General features: G+C 72.4%; 17 protein-coding genes. 5 read left to right on the forward strand and 12 right to left on the reverse strand.

The window, feature by feature from the left end:
* Positions 1 to 218 precede the first annotated feature (218 nt).
* Complete coding sequence (locus tag ABH928_RS02505) at positions 219 to 1,142, reverse strand: GntR family transcriptional regulator (protein ID WP_370061403.1); 924 nt, start codon at positions 1,140 to 1,142, stop codon at positions 219 to 221.
* Between the two features lie 137 nt (positions 1,143 to 1,279).
* On the opposite strand from ABH928_RS02505, the gene ABH928_RS02510 reads away from it, so the two are divergent.
* A complete protein-coding gene (locus ABH928_RS02510) occupies positions 1,280 to 1,495 on the forward strand; it encodes a hypothetical protein (RefSeq protein ID WP_370061405.1) in 216 nt (71 codons plus the stop codon).
* A 33-nt stretch (positions 1,496 to 1,528) separates the two neighbouring features.
* On the opposite strand, the gene ABH928_RS02515 is transcribed toward ABH928_RS02510, so the two are convergent.
* Entirely contained in the window at positions 1,529 to 2,788 is a 1,260-nt protein-coding gene (locus ABH928_RS02515) for a cytochrome P450 (protein WP_370061407.1), read from the reverse strand.
* Between the two features lie 134 nt (positions 2,789 to 2,922).
* Here ABH928_RS02515 and ABH928_RS02520 point away from each other — a divergent pair, with 134 nt between their 5' ends.
* Positions 2,923 to 3,717, forward strand: a complete 795-nt coding sequence (locus tag ABH928_RS02520; RefSeq protein ID WP_370061409.1) for an SDR family oxidoreductase — start codon at positions 2,923 to 2,925, stop codon at positions 3,715 to 3,717.
* 179 nt (positions 3,718 to 3,896) lie between these two features.
* Here the strand turns inward: ABH928_RS02520 and ABH928_RS02525 are convergent, their stop codons facing one another.
* Complete coding sequence (locus tag ABH928_RS02525) at positions 3,897 to 4,898, reverse strand: LLM class F420-dependent oxidoreductase (protein WP_370061411.1); 1,002 nt, start codon at positions 4,896 to 4,898, stop codon at positions 3,897 to 3,899.
* A 46-nt stretch (positions 4,899 to 4,944) separates the two neighbouring features.
* Here ABH928_RS02525 and ABH928_RS02530 point away from each other — a divergent pair, with 46 nt between their 5' ends.
* Together ABH928_RS02530 and ABH928_RS02535 are read left to right on the forward strand one after the other, a co-directional pair.
* The gene (locus ABH928_RS02530) at positions 4,945 to 5,775 is read left to right on the forward strand and encodes a hypothetical protein (RefSeq protein WP_370061413.1); all 831 of its coding nucleotides are present in this window, start codon (positions 4,945 to 4,947) and stop codon (positions 5,773 to 5,775) included.
* Positions 5,776 to 5,882: 107 nt separating this feature from the next.
* A complete protein-coding gene (locus ABH928_RS02535; RefSeq protein ID WP_370061415.1) occupies positions 5,883 to 6,554 on the forward strand; it encodes a hypothetical protein in 672 nt (223 codons plus the stop codon).
* Here the strand turns inward: ABH928_RS02535 and ABH928_RS02540 are convergent.
* The 9 genes from ABH928_RS02540 to ABH928_RS02580 form a co-directional block, all read right to left on the reverse strand.
* A complete protein-coding gene (locus ABH928_RS02540) occupies positions 6,541 to 7,254 on the reverse strand; it encodes an endonuclease V (RefSeq protein ID WP_370061417.1) in 714 nt (237 codons plus the stop codon). The genes ABH928_RS02535 and ABH928_RS02540 overlap by 14 nt on opposite strands.
* 58 nt (positions 7,255 to 7,312) lie before the next feature.
* Entirely contained in the window at positions 7,313 to 8,356 is a 1,044-nt protein-coding gene (locus ABH928_RS02545) for a MazG family protein (RefSeq protein ID WP_370061419.1), read from the reverse strand.
* Positions 8,357 to 8,464: 108 nt separating this feature from the next.
* Positions 8,465 to 9,193 (reverse strand): SurA N-terminal domain-containing protein, encoded by a 729-nt coding sequence (locus tag ABH928_RS02550; protein WP_370061421.1) that lies wholly within the window; start codon positions 9,191 to 9,193, stop codon positions 8,465 to 8,467.
* Between the two features lie 112 nt (positions 9,194 to 9,305).
* Positions 9,306 to 10,265, reverse strand: coding sequence for a hypothetical protein (locus ABH928_RS02555; RefSeq protein ID WP_370061423.1), 960 nt, complete (start codon positions 10,263 to 10,265; stop codon positions 9,306 to 9,308).
* Positions 10,266 to 10,376: 111 nt separating this feature from the next.
* The gene (mfd, locus tag ABH928_RS02560; protein ID WP_370061425.1) at positions 10,377 to 13,961 is read right to left on the reverse strand and encodes a transcription-repair coupling factor; all 3,585 of its coding nucleotides are present in this window, start codon (positions 13,959 to 13,961) and stop codon (positions 10,377 to 10,379) included.
* Between the two features lie 95 nt (positions 13,962 to 14,056).
* Positions 14,057 to 14,317 carry a hypothetical protein gene (locus tag ABH928_RS02565; protein ID WP_370061427.1) on the reverse strand — a complete coding sequence of 87 codons (261 nt, stop codon included), beginning with the start codon at positions 14,315 to 14,317 and terminating at the stop codon, positions 14,057 to 14,059.
* Positions 14,318 to 14,343: 26 nt separating this feature from the next.
* Entirely contained in the window at positions 14,344 to 15,381 is a 1,038-nt protein-coding gene (locus ABH928_RS02570; RefSeq protein WP_370061429.1) for a hypothetical protein, read from the reverse strand.
* 155 nt (positions 15,382 to 15,536) lie between these two features.
* A complete protein-coding gene (locus ABH928_RS02575; protein WP_370061431.1) occupies positions 15,537 to 17,735 on the reverse strand; it encodes an SUKH-4 family immunity protein in 2,199 nt (732 codons plus the stop codon).
* 7 nt (positions 17,736 to 17,742) lie between these two features.
* Positions 17,743 to 18,798 (reverse strand): SMI1/KNR4 family protein, encoded by a 1,056-nt coding sequence (locus ABH928_RS02580; RefSeq protein WP_370061433.1) that lies wholly within the window; start codon positions 18,796 to 18,798, stop codon positions 17,743 to 17,745.
* A 208-nt stretch (positions 18,799 to 19,006) separates the two neighbouring features.
* Here ABH928_RS02580 and ABH928_RS02585 point away from each other — a divergent pair, with 208 nt between their 5' ends.
* Entirely contained in the window at positions 19,007 to 19,492 is a 486-nt protein-coding gene (locus tag ABH928_RS02585) for a YwqJ-related putative deaminase (RefSeq protein WP_370061435.1), read from the forward strand.
* Position 19,493: the final 1 nt, after the last annotated feature.

A 19,493-nucleotide genomic window follows, 5' to 3' on the forward strand; every position in this document is an offset into this window, starting at 1 on the left:
TTCATACGAATCTCAACCTCCGACACCGGGACGTATGTTGGCGAACCACCCGTTCCTACGGCGGCTCGCTCGACGCTGACCAGCCGCTTCACGGCCGCCGTGACGTCGAATCGGGCCGGATGGGGAGCCCGTGTGAGGTCCGTTACCCCGCTGTTATTTGACTTTCCGACAGACCTGACGACGTCGCAGGTCAGCGCGTCGGTACGGACTGACACGGGTCAGCGATGCAGGGAAACGCCGTACGGCTCGCCCTGGGACCACCACGAGTCGAAGAAGACCTGGGCGGCGTCGACATACGCGGAGTCGACGTGATTGGGCAGCGAGTGGCGGGTCCTGACGAAGAGCGGAGTGCTCAACCCGGTCAGGTCGGCCAGCCTGCGCCGGTGACCGCCGACCTCCACCTGACGCTCCCGCAGTTCGTACCAACCCTCCAGCACCTCGTCGTCGTTGACCAGGTAGAGCTGGGCCATCGGCGGGAACGGCAGCGTCCGCGCCTCGATCAGCGGCTCGTTCTCGACCAGTCGGAAGGTCTGCAGCGAGTTCGCGGCGGAGCGCAGCATGGTCACCTGGTCCTGTCCGATCCGCCGCAGCCGGGCGATCGGCCGGTGGTCGTCCGGATCACCCAGCACTCGGGGGAAGGTCGGCAGCCCGCTGAAGTCGCAGAAGAGCAGACGTACCCGGAACTCCTCCAGCACCGGCCCGCGACGGGCACGCAGCCCGAGCAACTGCTGCTGGAGGGCCGCGACGAAGGACTCGGAGGTCGCGGAGAGCACGTCCACCCGGAGCCTGCGGCTGCGCAGCGCACGACCGAGCCGACGCTCCAGGACATCGACCACATCGACCGCGCCGTCGGAGGGTCCGCCCGCGTATCCGTCCGCGGGCCCGTTCGTCTCCTCCTCCGTGCCGGCGTCCGCGTCGGCTGCGGGTCGGCGCGGGCGGGCGCCGGTGAGGACGGCGGGCTTGCCGGCCCGGGTGACGATCAGGCCGTCGCGCGCGAGCGCGGTCAGCGCCTTCTGCACCGTGAGCCGGGACACCTTGAGGTCCTCGGCGAGCTGCTGCGCCGAGGGCAGGGACTCGCCGGGCTGCCACGTGCCCTCGGCGATCCGCTGCTCCAACTGCTCCTGCACGCGCTTCGAGACCATCGGAGCACCACCCCCTCCGCCGACCGACCCGCAGCGTACTCCCGTGCTGCGGACGGAACTTGTCTACCCGTCAGTTTTACAGGTTCCCATCCTCCATTACCTGGAAATCATCTTGTACATACACAGGAGGTGGATAGATGGAGATACGAGACAGGCTGTTCGAGTGGCTGACAGGCCTGCTCTTCCAGAACGTCGGCGTGCAGACGTCGTTGGTCCTGGTCGCGCTCGTCGCGCTGCTCGTCCCGCGCGACCGGCGCTCGGTCAGCAGCGTGATCCTGGCCATCGGCATGGTGATGTTCTTCGGAGGCCACCTGGTGCTCCGGATCACCCTGCCGGGCGAGCGCGCGGCCTGAGCCGCAACACCGGCCGGGCCGGGCCCTTTCCCCCTACGCCTGCACCCCCGAAGCGCCACCGACAGGCTCGAACTCCACCGGCAGTTGCCGCAACCCCCGCATGATGAGGCCGCCGCGCCAGCGCAGTTCCGCTGGGTCGGCGGCCAACGTGATGTCAGGGAGCCTGCGCAGCAGCTCGCCGATCGCGTACTGGGCTTCGAGGCGGGCCAGCGGCGCGCCGATGCAGTAGTGGACGCCGAGACCGAAGGCGATGTGCGGGTTGTCCCGCCGGGCCAGGTCGAGCAGGTCCGGGTCCGCGAAGCGGGAGGGGTCGCGGTCGGCGGCGGCGAGCACGACGAGGACCGGGTCGCCCGGGGCGATCTCCTGGCCGCCGACGGTCAGCGGCTCGGTCGCGAACCGCCAGGTGGCGATCTCCACCGGCCCGTCGTAGCGCAGCAGTTCCTCGACGGCGGACTCCAGCAGCGCGGTCTCACCCCGGTCGAGCGAGGCCTGGAGCAGCGCCCGCTGCTCGGGGTGGGTCAGCAGCGCGTACATGCCGTTGCCGATCAGGTTGACCGTGGTCTCGAAGCCGGCGAAGAGCAGGATGAAGGCCATCGCCGCGGCCTCGTTCTCGGTCAGGTGCTCACCGTGGTCACTGGCGCGGATCAGGCCGGAGATCAGGTCGTCGCCGAGGTCGGCGCGCTTGCGGTGGATCAGCTCGGCCAGATAGCCGCGCATCTTCTTCACCGCCCGCCCGACGCCGCCGCGCGGCGCCTGGCCCATGTGGATCATCATCCCCGCCCAGTCGCGGAAGTCGTCCTGGTCCTCCGGCGGGACGCCGAGCAGGTCGCAGATCGCGTAGATGGGCAGCGGGAAGGCGAACTCGTGGATCAGGTCCGCGTGCCCGCGCTCCGCGAAGGCGTCGATCAGCCGGTCCGTGATCTCGCGCACACGCGGCTCGAAGGCCGCGACCCGGCGCGGGGTGAACGCCTTCGACACCAGACTGCGCAGCCTGGTGTGGTCCGGCGGGTCGATGTTGAGCAGGTGCGTCATCAGGTCCGCGTTGCGCTCGCCCGGGATGCCGACCCGGCCGCTGCGGTGCGCCTGCCCGCTGTGGCGGGCGGGGTTCTTGCTCAGCCTGGCGTCCGCCAGCGCCTGGCGCGCGTCGGCGTACCGGGTCACCAACCACGCGTCGACCCCGCTCGGCAGGGTGGTCCAGTGGACCGGCGCATGGTCGCGCAGCCAGGCGTACGCCGGGTAGGGATCGGCTGCGAACGCGGGCGAGAAGAGCGGGGGCTGGACGAGATCGGGCACGTCTCGACGTTAACGGTTCGGAAAGGTGGGCAGAGACACACTGTCGTACCAACGGGTAGTGAGCTTACGATCGCCCGCAGCGATCGGGCCGTGCGGGGGTCCGATCCGTCGAGTGCGGACAAAGGGGTTCGGGCATGGAGCTGGAAGGCGCGGTAGTCGTCGTCACGGGCGCGGCCGGGGGCATCGGCACGGCACTGGCGCGGCGGTTCGCCGCAGAGGGCGCGCGGGGCCTGCTGTTGGCCGACCTGGACGGGTCGAAGGTCGAGGACCTCGCCCAGGAGCTGGACCGCCACGGCTGCCACACCGTCGGCGTGGCCAGCGACGTCAGCCGCGAGAGCGACGTGCGGGCGCTGGTCGACACGGCCGAGAAGCACCTCGGCCCGGTCGACCTGTTCTGCAGCAACGCGGGTATCGGCAGCGGCGCGGGCATCGACGCGTCCAACGAGCTGTGGCAGGCCAACTGGGACATCAACGTCATGTCCCACGTCTACGCGGCGCGTGCGGTCCTGCCCGGGATGCTGAAGCGCGGCCACGGCTACCTGCTCAACACCGCGAGCGCGGCGGGCCTGCTGCAGATGCCCGGCGACGCGGCGTACACGGCGACCAAGCACGCGGCGGTCGCCTTCGCGGAATGGCTCTCCGTCACCTACGGCGCGCAGGGCATCCGCGTCAGCGCGCTGTGCCCGCAGGGCGTCCGCACGGCGATGACCGCGCGCGAGGACGTCCGCGCGGTCCTGACGGCGTTCGGCCCGCTGCTGGAGCCGGAGGACGTGGCGGAGTCGGTCGTCCGCGGCCTGGCGGAGGAGCGGTTCCTGATCCTCCCCCACGAGGAGGTCGCCACCTACGAACAGCAGCGCGTCTCCGACCGGGACGGCTGGCTCTCCGGTATGCGCAAGGCGGTCGCCTCGCTCCCGCAGTTGGGCGCGTAGGGACGCCGTTCGCCGTTCTGCCGATGAGGTCGTTGCAACCTCCGGGGGCGCGGGGAACTGCGCGATGAGCCACCCACACACGTGGCAGGCCGAACGAGCAGGGCCATCCGCTCGTCAGTGGTTGTTCGCGCAGTTGCCCGCGCCCCCAGGTAGGTGCAACATCCCGTCTGCAGAAGGGCTCAGGCCGGGCTGACGGCCTTGATGGCCGCCGCCAAGGCGTTCGCGCCCTGCTCGGGCACGGGCAGCAGCGCCGGGACCGGGACGGTAACACCGTTGGCGACGTACTCGTGGAGTCGCTCGCGGACCCGCTCGGCGGGGCCGTGGACGATCAGGTCGTCGACCACCTCGTCCGGAACCGACGCGGCCGCGGCCTTGCGCTCGCCCGCGGCCCAGTTCTCCCACAGCGGCTTGAGAGCGTCCCCGCGGCCGAGCCAGCGGTGGAACTCGGCGTAGGCCGGGACCGTCAGGTACGCCGCGATCAGACGGCGGCCCAGGGCGCGGGCGTACTCCGCGTCCTCGGTCGGACAGACGAAGACCCGCGCGACGACGTCCTTGCCGTGGTCCGGGCCCGCCGCGGCGTCGAACTCCGCGCGTGCGGTACGAACGTCGTCCGGGGAGAGCCAGTTGAGGATCACGCCGTCCGCCTCGCGGCCCGCGAGCCGCAGCATGCCGGAGCGCAGCGCGGCCAGCAGCACCGGCGGCACCTGCGCGGGCACGCGGTCCAGCCGGAAGCGCCGGACGGCGAAGGTCTCGTACTCCTCCGTCACCGGCTGACCGGTGAACGCCGCACGCAGGAACCGCAGTACGTCGCGGCTGCGCTGGAACGGCTGCTCGAAGGGCACCGCGTTCCAGTCCTGCACGATCACCGGCGACGACGACCCGAGACCGAGCGCGAACCGTCCCGGCGCCGCCTCCGCCAGTGCCGCGGCCTGCATCGCCAGCAGCGCCGGACCGCGCGTGTGCACGGGGACGATCGCCGTGCCGAGGTTGAGCGTCGGGGCCCAGACGGACGCCAGCGCCAGGGGCGTGAAAGCGTCGGCTCCGGCGGTCTCCATCGACCAGAGGTCGGTGAACCCGAGATCCGGCAGCGATTCGACGAGCGCGCGCTGCGCGCCCAGGGGGATCCCGTCCAGCGGGAAGGTGAGGCCCCAGCGCGAGGGGGAGGGTGGCGTCACTGTCATGGGGCGATGCCACCATGTCCCTGGGCGGCGGACAAGAGGGGGAATCATGAAGGGCACCCAGTCGGACGATTTCGAGCAGGGCCAGGCCCGACCGGGGTGGGGCCCGCCACCGCAGGGTGCCTACCCGCCTCCGCCGCCCGGCGCGTATCCCCCGCCCGGTTGGCCGCGGGCGCCCGAGCCGACGTCCGCACGGCAGCATCCCGTGCTCGCCGTGGTGGTGGCACTGCTGGCCGCCGCGTTCACCGTGTTCTTCCTGGTGACCGGCGCCGGGAGCAACTTCGCCTACGACGCCGGGCTGGCCGGGACGCCTGGCACCTACACGGCGACCAGTTGTCAGAAGGTCGGCTCCGCCAGGAGTTACAGCATCTACTGTCAGGGCACCTTCACCTCGACCGACGGCTCCGTGGTGGTGCGTGATCTCCAGCTGAAGAACACCCGTGCCTCCGTCGGCCACCCCGTCACCCTCCGACGCGAGACGGACGGCGCCGAATACGCCCAACCCGGCTTCGCCAACGCCACGATCGACATCGCCGTGGGCCTCGCGGCCCTGACCGTTCTGGGCCTCGTGCTGTTCCGGATCGGCGTCGGACGCCGGTACGTCAACGCCGCAGAGCGGCGACGTCAACAGCAACTGCGGCAGCAGCGGCGGCTGGAGAGACGTAAGCAGCCGATCGATCAAGCAGCTGTGAGGAACGTGATCCTGGGCAAGGACCAGGTGCCCGGGCAGAAGCCCGAGAAGCGCTCCCTGGCCTCGACGCGCCCGACACCGTGGCGGCAGATCGCCAATGCCGGCCTGTGGCTGATCGCGTTGTCGTTGCCCTTCGCCCTCCTGGTGGGCGCGGTCGGCGTGATCGCCGAGGTCGTCAGTGGCAACTGACCTCCTGCCACGCGACACAGTCCCCGGGCCGCGCGGGAGGGGCGGGTGACGGCGCGGATCAGCGGCGATGGCAGCATGGTGGGGCAAATCGCACACGGGGGAAGCAGATGACGAACACCCAGCCCAGCCAGCTCACGACCGATGCGCGCCCCGCGCCCTCCTTGACGACCACGGCGTTCGGCCTGCTGGCAGCAGCGGTCGCCGTGGCGTTCGCGGGGTGGGTGATGCTGGTCGGCCCGTTGGCGAACCTGCCCTACGACGTCGGCCACGCCGGGACCCCGGGCAGCTTCACCGCCACCAAGTGCTGGACCACCGGCGGCGGGAAGAGCTCGCACAACTTCTGCGACGGCACCTTCACCTCGACCGACGGCTCGGTCGTGGTGCGGGATCTCCAGCTGGAGGACACCCGGGCATCCGTGGGCCACTCCCTCACTGTCCGACGTGAGGCCGACGGCACCGACTACGCCCAACCCGGCCTCGACAACGCGGCGATGGACGTGGCGCTGTGCCTGCTGATCCTGGTCTGCCTGGGCTGCGCCCTGGCGGTGATCGGTGGGTGGCCGAGCTCCGTCGGTGTCGGCGTCGGCGCCGGGAAGAACAGGACCGCCCCCCACGGCAACCATCGCGCCCCCGGCACCGACGAGAAGCCGAAGTCGCAGAGCCCATCGCCCTGGTGGCAGATCGGCGCCATCGGCTTCGTGCTGGTGATCGTCACGCTTCCGCTCAGCCTCATCGCCGGCGTGGTCGGCTTCGTCGCCAAACTCTTCATTCGCTACTGACGCCTGTGCCGGCTCCGGACTCCTGCAGGGCGACGCGGCAGAGCCGGTCGGCGAGGCGCGTCGTCTCGGGCAGGCGGTAGCGCGGCGCGGCCTGCAGCACCAGGTCGGTCGCGCCGTCGAGGTCGATCAGGTGGCCGATCGAGACCGTCACCGGCTTGACGCCGGTCTGGGTGCGCACGACGCGGGCGACGACCTCCCCGCCGTCCGTGACCTCCGACGTGGACCCGCGCTCGGCGGCCGGCTCCGACCACTCCCCCAGCAGCGGCGTCTTGGCGACGCCGAGCGTCGGGCGGCCGGTCAGCACGCCGAGGTGGCAGGCGAGGCCGAAGCGGCGTGGGTGGGCCAGACCCTGGCCGTCGCAGAGGAAGACGTCCGGGGTGACGGTCAACTGCTCCAGTGCCCGGAGCAGCACCGGCAGCTCGCGGAAGGCGAACAGGCCGGGCAGGTACGGGAATCCGGCCCGCCCGACCGCCGTGGCCTGCTCGACCGGTTCCAGCGTCTCCGCGTCCAGGACTACGACGGCCGCGGCCACCTCGTCGTCCGCGCCGCCGTGCGCACCCGCGTATGCGACATCCAGCCCGGCGAGCGTGCGCGGACGCGGGCCGAGCGGGACGGCACGCACCAGCGGGCGCAGCTCGGCCTGGACCGCCAGCGCCGCGTCCTGCGTCGTCGGCCAGGCGTGCAGCGGCCGGATCTCCATCTGTCCTCCGTGATCCGCGAGTTCGCGGGCTTCGGTCAAGGGCGGGCTTCGGGCAGGATCAGGCGTCGGACTCGGCCGCGCGGATCGCGTCCCGGTAGACGCGCGCGGCGGCGCGCAGCGCGGCCTCCGGGTCGACCCCGGCCTCCTGCGCCTCGACGGCGAGCCGGAGCAGCCGGGCACCGAAGTCGCCGGCGCCCGCTCCCTGGTCCAGCAGAGCAGCGGAGACGCCCGCCTTGGTGGCGCGGGAGTGCAGCTTGGCGGCCAGGGCCAGCGCGGGCTGGGCCAGCGGGACACCGTCCACCGCCGAATCGCGCTGCTTCTCGGCGGCCTTGAGCTCCTCCCAGTTGGCCTCGACCTGCTCGGACGTGGTGGCGTCGGCATCGCCGAAGACGTGCGGGTGACGGTACATCAGCTTCTCGACGATGCCGCCGGCCACGTCGTCGATCGAGAACGGCTCCGTCTCGTGCTCCTGCGCGATCCGGGCGTGGAAAAAGACCTGGAGCAGCACGTCGCCGAGCTCCTCGCGGAGCATCGTGCGGTCGTCCTCCTCGATCGCCTCGACCAGCTCGTAGGCCTCCTCGACCAGGTACTTCACCAGCGACTCGTGCGTCTGCTCGGCGTCCCAGGGACAGCCGCCGGGCGAGCGGAGCCGGTCCATCACCCAGGCCAGATCGAGCAGCCGCGCGCCGGGCAAGTCGTAGGAGCCGGGCAACAGCTCCAGCTCCGGAACGACCACGCCGGGCGTCTGCGCGCCCTCGACGGCCAGCCGCGCGAGCGAGTCGGTCAGCCCGGGATCGCCGTCCGGCCCGACCACCCAGACCACCACGGCCCCAGCCGCCGCCACGGCCAGCGTGCGGGCCAGCGCGTACGAGGGGACGTCGAGCACCTCCGCCGTGACACCGGCCTGCGCCAGCGGCGCGAGCTGTGGATGCGCCGCGTCGCCGACCAGGACCCGGTCGGCCGCGTGCAGCGCCTGCCAGGCGGGCCAGGACAGCAGGCCGGGAGCGACCCGGTGGGTGCTGCCGAGCAGGATCAACCGGCCCGGCGCGGCGGGGAGGTCAGGGGCGGGGACGTCAGGGGCATGGGTCTCGTTCTGTGCCACGCCCCGAACCTACCTCGCCGGACCGACAGCTCGGCTACCCGCTTCCTCGCCTGTGGACAACTTCTCGGAGAACTTCCCGGGCAACTTCTCGGGCAACTCCTCGTGTCCTCAGGTGGCCTTGAGCCACGGGCGCGCGACCGCGCCCAGACCGCCCGTCGCGGCATCCCAACTGCCGTAGCGGGGGTTCACGTCCAAACCGATCTTCGCCACCTGCGCGTCGAGCGCCTTGGCCACGTCGGCGTCGTACTCCTGCTTGGTCGCCTGGCTCACGCCGGTCGCCTGGACCAGCTTCGTCTCGCCGACCACCGTCCGGAAGTACGCGTCGAGGTCGCTCGGCGGCAGCCCGGTCCCGGCGACGAACGCGGACGACAGCTGGGCCGACCCGCCGAGCTGGGCGGCGTTCTGCGACTCCACGGCGGTCACCTCACTGGCCGAGACCGAGAGCCCCTTCGCGTTCAGCGCCGACTGGACCACCTGCGACTGGATCAGGAACTGCAGCACGGCGGTCGGCACACCGGGCGAGTCCTGCCCGTACACCTGCCCCTGCCCCGCCGTCGCCGGCTGCCCCTGCGCGGGCGCCGCCGCGCGGAACGCGTTCACCTGGTCCTGGACCGTGGCCACGCTGATCCGCTGGCCCCCGACGACTGCCGCCGAACCGGTGTGAGCGGTCCCACCGTCCGCCGATCCGCCGGAACACGCGGAGAGCCCGGCCATCGCGGTGACCGCGAGCAGAGCAGCGACCGCCGCGCGACTCGCGCGCCGAGGGCGCGCCCGGGGCGGCGCAACCGCAGAATTCACGCGCTCTGCGGTGCTCACGGCGTTGCTCACGAGGTTCACAGGGCCTCCTGCGACTGACGATCCGTCCGATGCACGTGCCGGAGATCACCGTGCCACGCGCACGCCCCGCGCACCAGAGCGTCGACCGGATGCCTCGCGCGCGTCGCTCGCCTCAGTGGTGCTGGTGCTCCACCCGGGCGCGGGTTGCGCCGACCGGGCCGTGGCTGTCCGGGGCGACGGAGGGGCTGGTCGGGCTGGTCCGGCCGTCGAGGGGCGCCTCTTCGGCGTCCCCCTCCGGTGGGGCGACCTCGCCGAAGCGGGCCAGGGCCAGGGCGCCCGCCACGGCTACGGCGAAGCCGAGGACGGCGAGCCAGACCAGCCCCGGGCGGGTGCGGTCGCCGAGGAGGATCACGCCGAGCAGCGCCGGCAGGGCCGTCTCGCCGAGGACCATCGCGGCCGTGGCCGTGGTGACCTTGCCGCCGCGGACGCCCTCGGTCATGAAGACGAACGCCACCGCGCCGCCCGCCAGCAGCGCGTACGTCGCCGGATCCTTGAACAGCGGGGTCAGGTCCATGCCGTGGAAGGAGGGCAGCAGTCGGACGGAGATGCCGACGACGCCGAAGCCCAGGCCGCAGAGCGCGCCCATCACGGCCGCGCGGGCCGGTTCGCGCACGCGCCAGACGGCCGCACCGGCGACGGCGATGACCAGGATCGAGGCGAGCAGGATCCAGTGCAGCGCGCTGCCGGGATGCTTGGTGCCCTCCTTGCCCGCGGTCGCGCCGAGCACGGCGAGGCCGACGCAGACCCCGGCCACGCCCATCCACTCGGCGCGTCCCAGCCGCAGGCGCAGCATGGCCGCGCCCAGCACCGCCGTCACCGCGAGCGCGCCCGCCAGCGCCGCCTGGACGACGTAGAGCGGCAGCGAGCGGAGCGCGACCAACTGGGCGCAGAAGCCGAACAGGTCCAGCAGCAGACCGGCGGCGAACGGCAGGTTGACCATCGCCTTGACCGTGCCGAGCAGGCCGGAGTCCGGGTCCGCAGGCGAGTGCTTCTGCGCGCCCAGCGCCTGGAGCACCATCGCGGTGCCGAAACAGAGGGCGGCGAGCAGGGCCATGCAGAGTCCGAGGAGCATGTTTCGAGCGTAGCGGGACCGGGCACGCGACGACGCCTCGACCGGGCGTGATGCCCGCCCGAGGCGTCGCGTACGTGCGCGTCGCGGCTGGTGCCGCGCCCGCCGCCGGCCTCACCGCTTGGCGGCGAGCTCCTCGAACATCGTGGAGAGGAACTCCGCGCACCAGGTCAGCAGCTCGCGGCCGACGACCGGCTTGCCGCCGATCCGCGCCGTGCTCGGACGCGGGACCAGCACCAGCTTGGTCGCCGCCTTGACCTGGCTGCGCGGGTAGAGCCGGGTGAGCCGCAGCTCCTGCGACTCACGCAGCTCGATCGGGCCGAAGCGGATGAACTGCCCCTGCAGCGTGATGTCGGAGATACCGCACCGCCGGGCGAACAGCCGCAGGCCCGCCACCAGCAGCAGGTTCTCCACCGGCTCGGGAAGCTTGCCGTAACGGTCCGTCAGCTCGGCCCGGACCTGGGCGATGTCCTCCTCGGAGTTGACCGCCGCGATCGACCGGTAGGCCTGGAGCCGCAGCCGCTCACCCGGCGCGTAGTCGTGCGGGACGTGGGCGTCGACCGGCAGCTCGATCTTGACCTCGAGCGGCGCCTCCTCCGGGGCCTCGCCGCCGTTGGCCAGCTGGTCGCGGAACTCGGCCACGGCCTCGCCGACCATCCGCATGTAGAGGTCGAAGCCGACCCCGGCGATATGCCCGGACTGCTCGCCTCCCAGCAGGTTGCCCGCGCCGCGGATCTCCAGGTCCTTCATCGCCACATACATGCCCGCGCCCATCTCGGTGTGCTGGGCGATGGTGGCGAGCCGCTCGTGGGCGGTCTCGGTCAGCGGCTTCTCCGGCGGGTAGAGCATGTAGGCGTAGCCGCGCTCGCGGCCACGGCCGACGCGCCCGCGCAGCTGGTGCAGCTGGCTCAGGCCGAAGGTGTCGCCGCGCTCCACGATCAGTGTGTTGGCGTTGGAGATATCAATGCCGGACTCGACGATGGTGGTGGAGACGAGGACGTCGAACTCCTTCTCCCAGAAGTCGACGACGACCTTCTCCAGCAGCTGCTCCCCCATCTGGCCGTGGGCCGTGGCGACCCGCGCCTCGGGGACCAGCTCCTTCAAGCGGGCAGCCGCCTTGTCGATCGACTCGACCCGGTTGTGGATGTAGAAGACCTGGCCCTCGCGCAGCAGTTCACGCCGGATGGCGGCGGCGATCTGCTTCTCCTCGTAGGGGCCGACGAAGGTCAGCACCGGGTGGCGCTCCTCCGGCGGGGTGGTGATCGTCGACATCTCGCGGATACCCGTGACGGCCATCTCCAGCGTGCGCGGGATCGGCGTTGCGGACATCGTCAGCACGTCGACGTTGGCCCGGAGCTTCTTCAGCTGCTCCTTGTGCTCGACGCCGAAGCGCTGCTCCTCGTCAACGATGACCAGGCCCAGGTCCTTGAACCGGGTCTCTGCGGAGAAGAGACGGTGGGTGCCGATGACCACGTCCACGCTGCCCTCGCGCAGCCCCTCCAGCACGGCCTTGGCCTCGCTGTCGGTCTGGAACCGGGACAGCGCCTTCACCACGACCGGGAAGTTGGCGTACCGCTCGGAGAAGGTGGAGAAGTGCTGCTGCACCAGCAGCGTCGTCGGCACCAGCACGGCCACCTGCTTGCCGTCCTGCACCGCCTTGAACGCCGCGCGCACCGCGATCTCGGTCTTGCCGTAACCCACGTCGCCGCAGATCAGCCGGTCCATCGGGACCGTCTTCTCCATGTCCTCCTTGACCTCGGCGATGGTGGAGAGCTGGTCGGGCGTCTCCGCGTAGGGGAAGGCGTCCTCCAGCTCGCGCTGCCACGGGGTGTCCGTGCCGAAGGCGTGGCCCGGCGAGGCCATGCGCGCGGAGTAGAGCTTGATCAGGTCGGCGGCGATCTCCTTGACCGCCTTCTTGGCCCGTGCCTTGGTCTTGGTCCAGTCCGCGCCGCCGAGCCGGTGCAGCGTCGGGGCCTCGCCGCCGACGTACTTGGTGACCTGCTCCAGCTGGTCGGTCGGCACGAAGAGCCGGTCGCCCGGCTGGCCACGCTTGGCGGGGGCGTACTCCAGTACCAGGTACTCACGGGTCGCGCCCTGGACGGTGCGCTGCACCATCTCGATGTAGCGGCCGACGCCGTGCGCCTCGTGGACCACGAAGTCGCCCGCCTTGAGCGCGAGCGGGTCGATCGCGTTGCGGCGGCGCGAGGGCATCCGGCGCATGTCCTTGGTGGAGGACTTCTGGCCGGACAGGTCGGTCTCGGTGATCACGCAGAGCTTGAGGCCCTCGTGCACCAGGCCGTGCTCGAGCGCGCCGCAGGCCACCTGGATCACGTCGGTGGCGGGCTCGGTGGTCAGGTCCGGCGTCAGCCGGGCGCCGATGCCCTCGCTGCCGAGCATCTCGGCGATACGCGCGGCCGGGCCCTGGCCCTCGGTCACCAGGACCACGCGCCAGCCCTCGGCCAGGCGGCCCTTGCAGTCGGCGATGGCGCGGGCGGTGTCCCCGCGGTAGGCCTCGACCGGGTGCATGCCCAGGTGCAGCACGTCCGGCCCGGTCGCCTCCGCCTCATCGGCGGCAAAGGGGCTGACCGACCACCAGGGCAGGCTGATCTCGGCGGCGTGCTCGCGGATGTCCGCGATCGACCAGAGCGAGGCCGCGCCGACGTCCAGCGGCGCCTTGCCGCCCGAGGCGGCGGCCACCCAGGAGGCCTGCAGGAACTCGGCGCTGGTGGCCACCAGGTCGGCGGCCCGGGTCCGCACCCGCTCCGGGTCGCAGACGACGGCGACGCTGCCCTGCGGCAGCACGTCCATCAGCAGTTCCATGTCGTCGACCAGGACCGGCGCCAGCGACTCCATGCCCTCGACGGCGATGCCCTGGGCGATCTTGTCCAGGATCTCGCTGAGCTCCGGGTGCTCCTCCGCCAGCTCCGCCGCGCGGGCGCGGACCTCGTCGGTCAGCAGCAGCTCACGGCAGGGCGGAGCCCACAGTCCGTGCGGCGCGATCTCCAGCGAGCGCTGGTCGGCGACCTTGAAGTAACGGATCTCCTCGACCTCGTCGCCCCAGAACTCGACGCGGAGCGGGTGCTCCTCGGTCGGCGGGAAGACGTCCAGGATCCCGCCGCGCACGGCGAACTCACCGCGCTTCTCCACCAGCTCGACGCGCTGGTACGCGGCGGCGGCGAGGCGCTGGACGAGGTCGTCGAGGTCGACCTCCTGACGCTGCTTCAGACTGACCGGCTCCAGCTCGGCCAGCCCCTTGACCTGCGGCTGCAGCACGCTGCGCACCGGCGCGACGACCACCTGCAGCGGACCGGCCGCGGGGTCGTCCACCGCCGGGTGCGCGATCCGGCGCAGCACGGCGATCCGGCGGCCGACCGTGTCCGAGCGCGGCGAGAGCCGCTCGTGCGGCAGCGTCTCCCAGGCCGGGAACTCGGCGACGGAGTCCGGCGGCAGCAGCGAGCCGAGCGCCGCGGCCAGGTCCTCGGCCTCGCGCCCGGTGGCGGTGACGGCGAGGACGGGACGGCCCCGGCCCCCCTTGGCGGCGTCCGCGAGCGCACGCGCCAGCGCGGCCACGGCGAACGGGCGGGCGGCCGGGGGGCCGACGAGGTCCAGGTGCCGGCGATCCCCGGCGAGTGCGGCTTCAGCGGCCTCGGCGAGCGCCGAGTCCGAGGCGACGATGTCGAGCAGGCCGGTCAGGCTCATCTACTTCTCTCAGCCGAAGGCAACGCGAACACCCGGACAGCGCGGCGGCCCGGGGGTTTCCAGCGTACGCCGCCGACTCGAACAACGCGTGGCGGTCAGACATGCGCGATCAGAGAGTCGTCGAACACCTCGATCACGGCCACCACCATGAGCGCGTGCGCGATCAGGTACTCGATCATTATCCCGGGCGCGACCTGCGCCTTCCGGTCCGCTTCATTGATCCCGACATGCGTCGTGGCCTCGTGGTAGGGATCCTTCGCCAGCACTGCGAGACCCTGATCGAGCAACTGCTGCCGCTCGTGTGAGAGCGCGTCGCGGGTCGCCTGGGCCTCGACCGTGTAGGTGACTCGGTACATGCCGCCAGTCTGGTGGACCGGAGCCCTCAGTGGTGTCCCTCGTTCGGGTTATCCACAGCCTCGGGGATGGTCGGGAGCTCCGAGGTGTCCGACTCGCTGTCGACCTGCGGGGTGCCCGCGTCCTCCGCCTCGGCCTCGACGTCCGCCTCGTCCGCCTCGTCGGCCTCGGCCTCGCCGCCCGCGACCGTTCCCGTCAGGGCGATGAGCGTCTGGCGGATGTGGTCGAGCTGACCCTGGATCTGGTCGCGGCGTTCCTCGAACGCCCGCTGCTCGCGGTCCGAGCCCTCGGCGATGCGCGCGGCCTCGCGGCGCGCGGCCTCCAGCAGGCGCTCGGCCTGGGTCGCCGCGTCGGCGTCCATCTCCGCCGCCTTGGCCTCCATCGCCTTGTGGTGGCGCTCGCTCTCGTTGAGCTTGCGGTCGCCGACCGCGGTGATCTCGGCCTCCCAGGCCACTACCTTGACGTCGTGTGCGGCGAACTCCTGTGCCGCGGCACGCTGCTGGCCGGTCAGCCAGGTCTGCGCGTCCTCCGTGTGGTTTTCCGCCCGCGAGCGGACGTCGCCCGCGTACGCTGCGGCGTCCTCGCGCACCGCACGGCCCTCGCGGTCGGCCTCGGCGCGCTCCGCCTCCGCGCGGGAGCGGGCGCGGTCGAGCTCGCGGCGGTGGGACTCGTCGGACGCCGCGCGGAGCTGCTCCGCGTACTGCCCGGCGGCAGTGGCCTCGCGCCGCGAGGCCGTGCGGGCCTCGGCGTCGATCCGGGCGGCCTCCTGGACCGCTCCGGCGCGGACCGCCTCGGCCTCCTCCTCCGCGGTGACCAGCAGGCCGGCGGCGCGCGGGCTGAGCACCTCGAAGTCCGGGACGGTGGCGTCGGCCACGCCCTGGGCCTCGCGCATGTCCATCAGCTGGCGCTCCAGGCCCCGCATCCGGTCGCCGAGCGACGAAAGGCCTTGCCAGGCCTCGTCGCGGGCGGCCGTCAACCGGACGAGAGCCTGCTCCACCTGATCGACGTCGTAGCCCCGGCGCGTCAGGGTGAACTCTGTGGCGTTGGGAGTCGTCGGTTCGCTCATACTCTGCTTCCGTTCCTCCGCTGGCCGGGCCTGATCGGTCGTCGTCCTATTTTGAGCAGATTAATTCTTCTTCAGACGGTACCGACACAGCAACGGAGGTCGGCCACCGGGCCGACCCCCGTCAGCTGCGGACAGCCGGCGACGGCTGCAGCGTGCTACAGCAGCCCGTCCCAGAACTGCTCCAGCACCACGGCCCACCAGTTCTCCGGCGACGAGAGCGCCGCCGGGTCGATGGTGGCCAGCTCGTTCTGGAAGTCCGTGGTCCAGTGCCCGGCCTGCTCCTGCGTCAGCCCGTAGCGGAACCGCCAGAGTCGACCGAGCACGGCCAGGCTTCGGACGAACTCGGGCACGCCGCTGTTGACGAAGCGCGGCTGGCTCGCCTCGGGGCCGGCGGGCTGACCCGGCGACCCCAGGTCCACCGCGACGACCGCGTTGGTGCCGTACTGCACGCACAGCTGGCGGCCGTAGTCGTTGCCCAGGACCAGGTAGGTCGCCGCGTCCGGCCCGGCCGTCAGACCCCGCTCCGCAGCGAGCTCGGCCAGCGTCGGCACCGGGCGCCCCGGCTCGGCCTGCGCCCAGAAGAAGGGACCGAAGTCACGCGGCAGGCCGACCCAGGTCAGCGTCCCGGAGACGACCTCGGGCAGGCCCGGACGGGCGACCGCCTGCGCCTCGTAGCGGAACAGGTTCTGGTCGCCGAAGGCCGCCTGGACCTCCTGCGCCAGCATCTGCGGGGGCGGTGGCGGGGTCGGCGCACCGGCCGGAGGCAGCGGCGCGCGCGAGGGTGCGACCGGCTCCGGTCCGGCGGCATGCGTGTGCAGCTCCCTCAGGTGGTCCAGCAGGTGCTCGACGCCGGAGCGCCGGGCCGCAGCGTCCCGCCCGTAGGGGGCGGTGTGCGTGATCCGGACGTTGGGCCAGGCCTCCTTGACCATCCGCGCGCAGTAACCGGCCGGCAGGTCGCAGCACTCCAGCTCGGTGTGCAGCTCCAGCACCTGCTCCGGCGGCACGTTGAGCCGACGGACCTCCTGCAGGATCTGCCACTCCGGGTGCGGCAGACCGAGCGCGGAACGCTGGATGACCTGCTGCTCGGAGCCGTCCGGCCCGCGGTAGCGAAGCACGGCCATGTAGCCGGGCCCGACGGCCGACGCACCGCTCGGCGCGCCGGGGGCGCCTGGCATGCCGGGAGCACCGGGCAGTCCGGGCATGGGCTGGCCGCCCATGGAGGCTCCGGGGGGCGGAGGCGGCATACCGGGCCCGCCCATCGGCGCACCGGGCGGCGGGGGCGGAGGCATACCGGGGCCACCGGCCGGGGGCGCCCCGGGCACGACGGCGGGGCCGGACAGCATCGTCGGCGCGAACGCGATCCCGGCGTCGTCCATACCCCCGGGCGGAGGCGGCGGCATACCTGGGCCGCCCATGGGCGCTCCAGGCGGAGGCGGGGGCATCCCCGGACCACCCATCGGCGCACCAGGCGGAGGCGGAGGCATGCCGGGGCCACCCATGGGCGCGCCCGGCGGAGGCGGCGGAATCGGCGGCCCACCAGCCGGTGCCTGCAACGCCGGACCCGACAACATCGTCGGCGCGTACGCAATCCCGTCAGCATCCGGACCCGCACCCGGACCACCCGGGAATCCATACCCACCGGAACCGCCCGGACCACCCGGCGGAGGCGGCGGCATACCCGGCCCACCCATCGGCGCACCCGGCGGAGGCGGAGGCATACCCGGGCCACCCATCGGCGCACCGGGGAAGCCGCCCTGCGACGGACCCGACGATCCGTCAGCGCCGAACGGCGGAGGCGGCGCAGAAGGTCCCGGGAGGCTGGCCGCAGACGGCACCGGCGGAGCAGGCGGCGCGGACGGCGCCGCGTCGGGCTCGGGCAGGGAGTGCACAGCGGGGGGTGCCGAGAGCATCGTCGGCACCTCGGCGGGCGGGCCCGTCGAGACCGGAGGGGCGACCTGGAGGCTGGCGGCCTCCGCCTCACGGGCCTTGGCGGCCGCCTCCTCCAGCCACTGCGGCGGGCTGAGCAGGAAGGACGTCGCCTCCATCAAGTCCATGTCCGGCGGGGCCGGGTTCTGGGTGGGCGTCGCGCCGACCGGGCGGCCGTAGGCCTCCTCGTAGCGCTTGACCACCTCGTTGATCGGCAGGCCGGGCCAGAGCGTGGTCGTGCCGGTGTCCCGGGCGATCACCATCCGGGCCGCGCCACCGTCCGACGACGGCCCGTCGGTGCGGTCGACGGCCCAGGCCACGAAGCCCAGGTCGAACTCGCGCACCCGCACCTCGCGGCGCCGGTATCCGGGCACGCCGCCGTTGATCCACTCCTCGGCGCGCTCCTGCGCCTCCGCGTACGTCACCACGTCGACGTCATCCCTCCACCGGAACGGCGCGGGCGAAGCCGCCGTCCACCATCAGTTCCGCGACCGTCTGCAGCTCGGGCGGGCTGCCCGCCAGGCGCAGCAGGAACGCGTCGAAGTCCTCGCCGCACGGCAGCAGCAGGCGGTCGACGCGCTGCTGCGGCGTCAGCCCGGCGTCGCCGTCGTCGCGGGCGTCGTCGTAGGGGAGGAACCCGACCGTGCCGATCCGGTCGCCGCGCACCTTGAGCGCCAGCAGGCCGCCCTGGACGTAGGCGATGCCCAGGTAGTCCTTGGTGATGTGGTCGCGCAGACACTTGTTGACGTACGCGAGGTCGTCCAGCGAGCGCTCGTCGCGGAACGTGAAGAAGGGCTGGTCGACCAGGACGCCCAGCTCGGTGTCCAGGCCGAGCCCCTTGGGGGCCCGGCCGCCGGCCGCCTTGAGGAAGGTCCGGTACGGGCCCGGGAGGGTGTAGCCGAGGGACTCCTCGACCCCCTGGATCCGCTGCTCGACCTCGGCCGGAGTCGCCTCGGCGACCTGCGGCTCCGACTGCCCGTCGGCGCCTGTGCCGCCGTCAGCGCCCTCGGCCGCCTCGGCCGCAGGCGACGGCAGCTCGAAGTGGACCGGGCGCCGCTCCTGCAGCGGGCGCGTGCCGCGCTTGGCGTGGTCCGCACCGGAGGTGGCCAACCCGGCGTGGTGCCGCAGCAGTGCCTTCACCTCGACCGGGACGAGCTCCAGTCGGCGACTGCCGGGCGTGGCCGCGGTCACCGAGTGGTGCCACGTCCAGCCGACGGGCGTGCCGACCGGGCTGTCGACGTCCGCCCAGAGCTCATGGCCCTGGGCGCGCAACGCGGCGTTGGCCGACACGTAGTCGGTCAGCCGCAGCTCGTCGACGCCGAAGCCCGCGGGCGGGTCGGCGACCTCGGCGGCGGCGCGCGCGTAGGGACCGAGGTCGGGGTAACCCCCTGCGTCGACCTTCACCCCCGAGGGATAGCGCTGCGCCCGCAATGGATCGGGAAAGTGCACGACCTGCCTGGCGTAGGCCGCGTTCGGTCGACCTGTCGTCATGGAGATTGCCCCCTGCTGGAACTGGCTGCCGGGAGCCAAGCCTAGGGGTTGGGCGCGCCTGGCGGATCTCCCCGGTCGTCACAGCACCCGTGACGACCGGGATCCGAGCTTGAACAGACCCCCGATTTCGTGACCCTCCAGGGTATTTGGCACTCTGATCATCGCTGGGTTCACGGGGGTTCACACGGGGGAAGGGCAGAACGCGATCATGGAAGCGCTGGGTAACCAACGCAGACCTTCCCCGGCGCCGCTGCTGCGGCACCGCCGGGACAGCCTCATGCCCATCGTCGCGGCGGCGTTGTCGGTGCAGGGTGATACGTATACGCATGTGAGCGAGAAGGGGGATCCGCCGCGGCTGCACCCGCTGGTCGGCGGGTTCCTGGACGGGCTGCCGGTGGAGGCGCTGGAGCGGTTCACCGGACGCTGCCCGGAGGCGGTGCTGCTGTCGCAGTTCCTCGACCAGGCCGAGGCGGACCGTTCGGGACGCGCGGCCCGCAAGGTCTTCGGTGAGGGCGAGGCACGCAAGGCGCTGCGCGGCGCGAAGATGACGACGGTCCGGATCCGCGAGGAGGGCGACCCCGCCCACGGCACCCACCAGCCGCCGTGCCGGTCGTGCACGCCGCTGCTGGAACACTTCGGGGTGAGGACGATCTCGTTGCAGGAGAAGTCCGGAGGCAGGCTCAAGCGGCGCTGAG

Source organism: Streptacidiphilus sp. MAP5-3 (genome assembly GCF_041262505.1).
GTDB lineage: Bacteria > Actinomycetota > Actinomycetes > Streptomycetales > Streptomycetaceae > Streptacidiphilus.

Bases quoted from the DNA above. Each gene is read 5' to 3' on its own strand.
- ABH928_RS02535 (WP_370061415.1), top strand. From the start codon at position 5,883: ATGACGAACACCCAGCCCAGCCAGCTCACGACCGATGCGCGCCCCGCG.
- ABH928_RS02555 (WP_370061423.1), bottom strand. From the start codon at position 10,265: ATGCTCCTCGGACTCTGCATGGCCCTGCTCGCCGCCCTCTGTTTCGGC.
- ABH928_RS02530 (WP_370061413.1), top strand. From the start codon at position 4,945: ATGAAGGGCACCCAGTCGGACGATTTCGAGCAGGGCCAGGCCCGACCG.
- mfd (WP_370061425.1), bottom strand. From the start codon at position 13,961: ATGAGCCTGACCGGCCTGCTCGACATCGTCGCCTCGGACTCGGCGCTC.
- ABH928_RS02570 (WP_370061429.1), bottom strand. From the start codon at position 15,381: ATGAGCGAACCGACGACTCCCAACGCCACAGAGTTCACCCTGACGCGC.
- ABH928_RS02510 (WP_370061405.1), top strand. From the start codon at position 1,280: ATGGAGATACGAGACAGGCTGTTCGAGTGGCTGACAGGCCTGCTCTTC.
- ABH928_RS02585 (WP_370061435.1), top strand. From the start codon at position 19,007: ATGGAAGCGCTGGGTAACCAACGCAGACCTTCCCCGGCGCCGCTGCTG.
- ABH928_RS02540 (WP_370061417.1), bottom strand. From the start codon at position 7,254: ATGGAGATCCGGCCGCTGCACGCCTGGCCGACGACGCAGGACGCGGCG.
- ABH928_RS02580 (WP_370061433.1), bottom strand. From the start codon at position 18,798: ATGACGACAGGTCGACCGAACGCGGCCTACGCCAGGCAGGTCGTGCAC.
- ABH928_RS02505 (WP_370061403.1), bottom strand. From the start codon at position 1,142: ATGGTCTCGAAGCGCGTGCAGGAGCAGTTGGAGCAGCGGATCGCCGAG.
- ABH928_RS02565 (WP_370061427.1), bottom strand. From the start codon at position 14,317: ATGTACCGAGTCACCTACACGGTCGAGGCCCAGGCGACCCGCGACGCG.
- ABH928_RS02520 (WP_370061409.1), top strand. From the start codon at position 2,923: ATGGAGCTGGAAGGCGCGGTAGTCGTCGTCACGGGCGCGGCCGGGGGC.
- ABH928_RS02525 (WP_370061411.1), bottom strand. From the start codon at position 4,898: ATGACAGTGACGCCACCCTCCCCCTCGCGCTGGGGCCTCACCTTCCCG.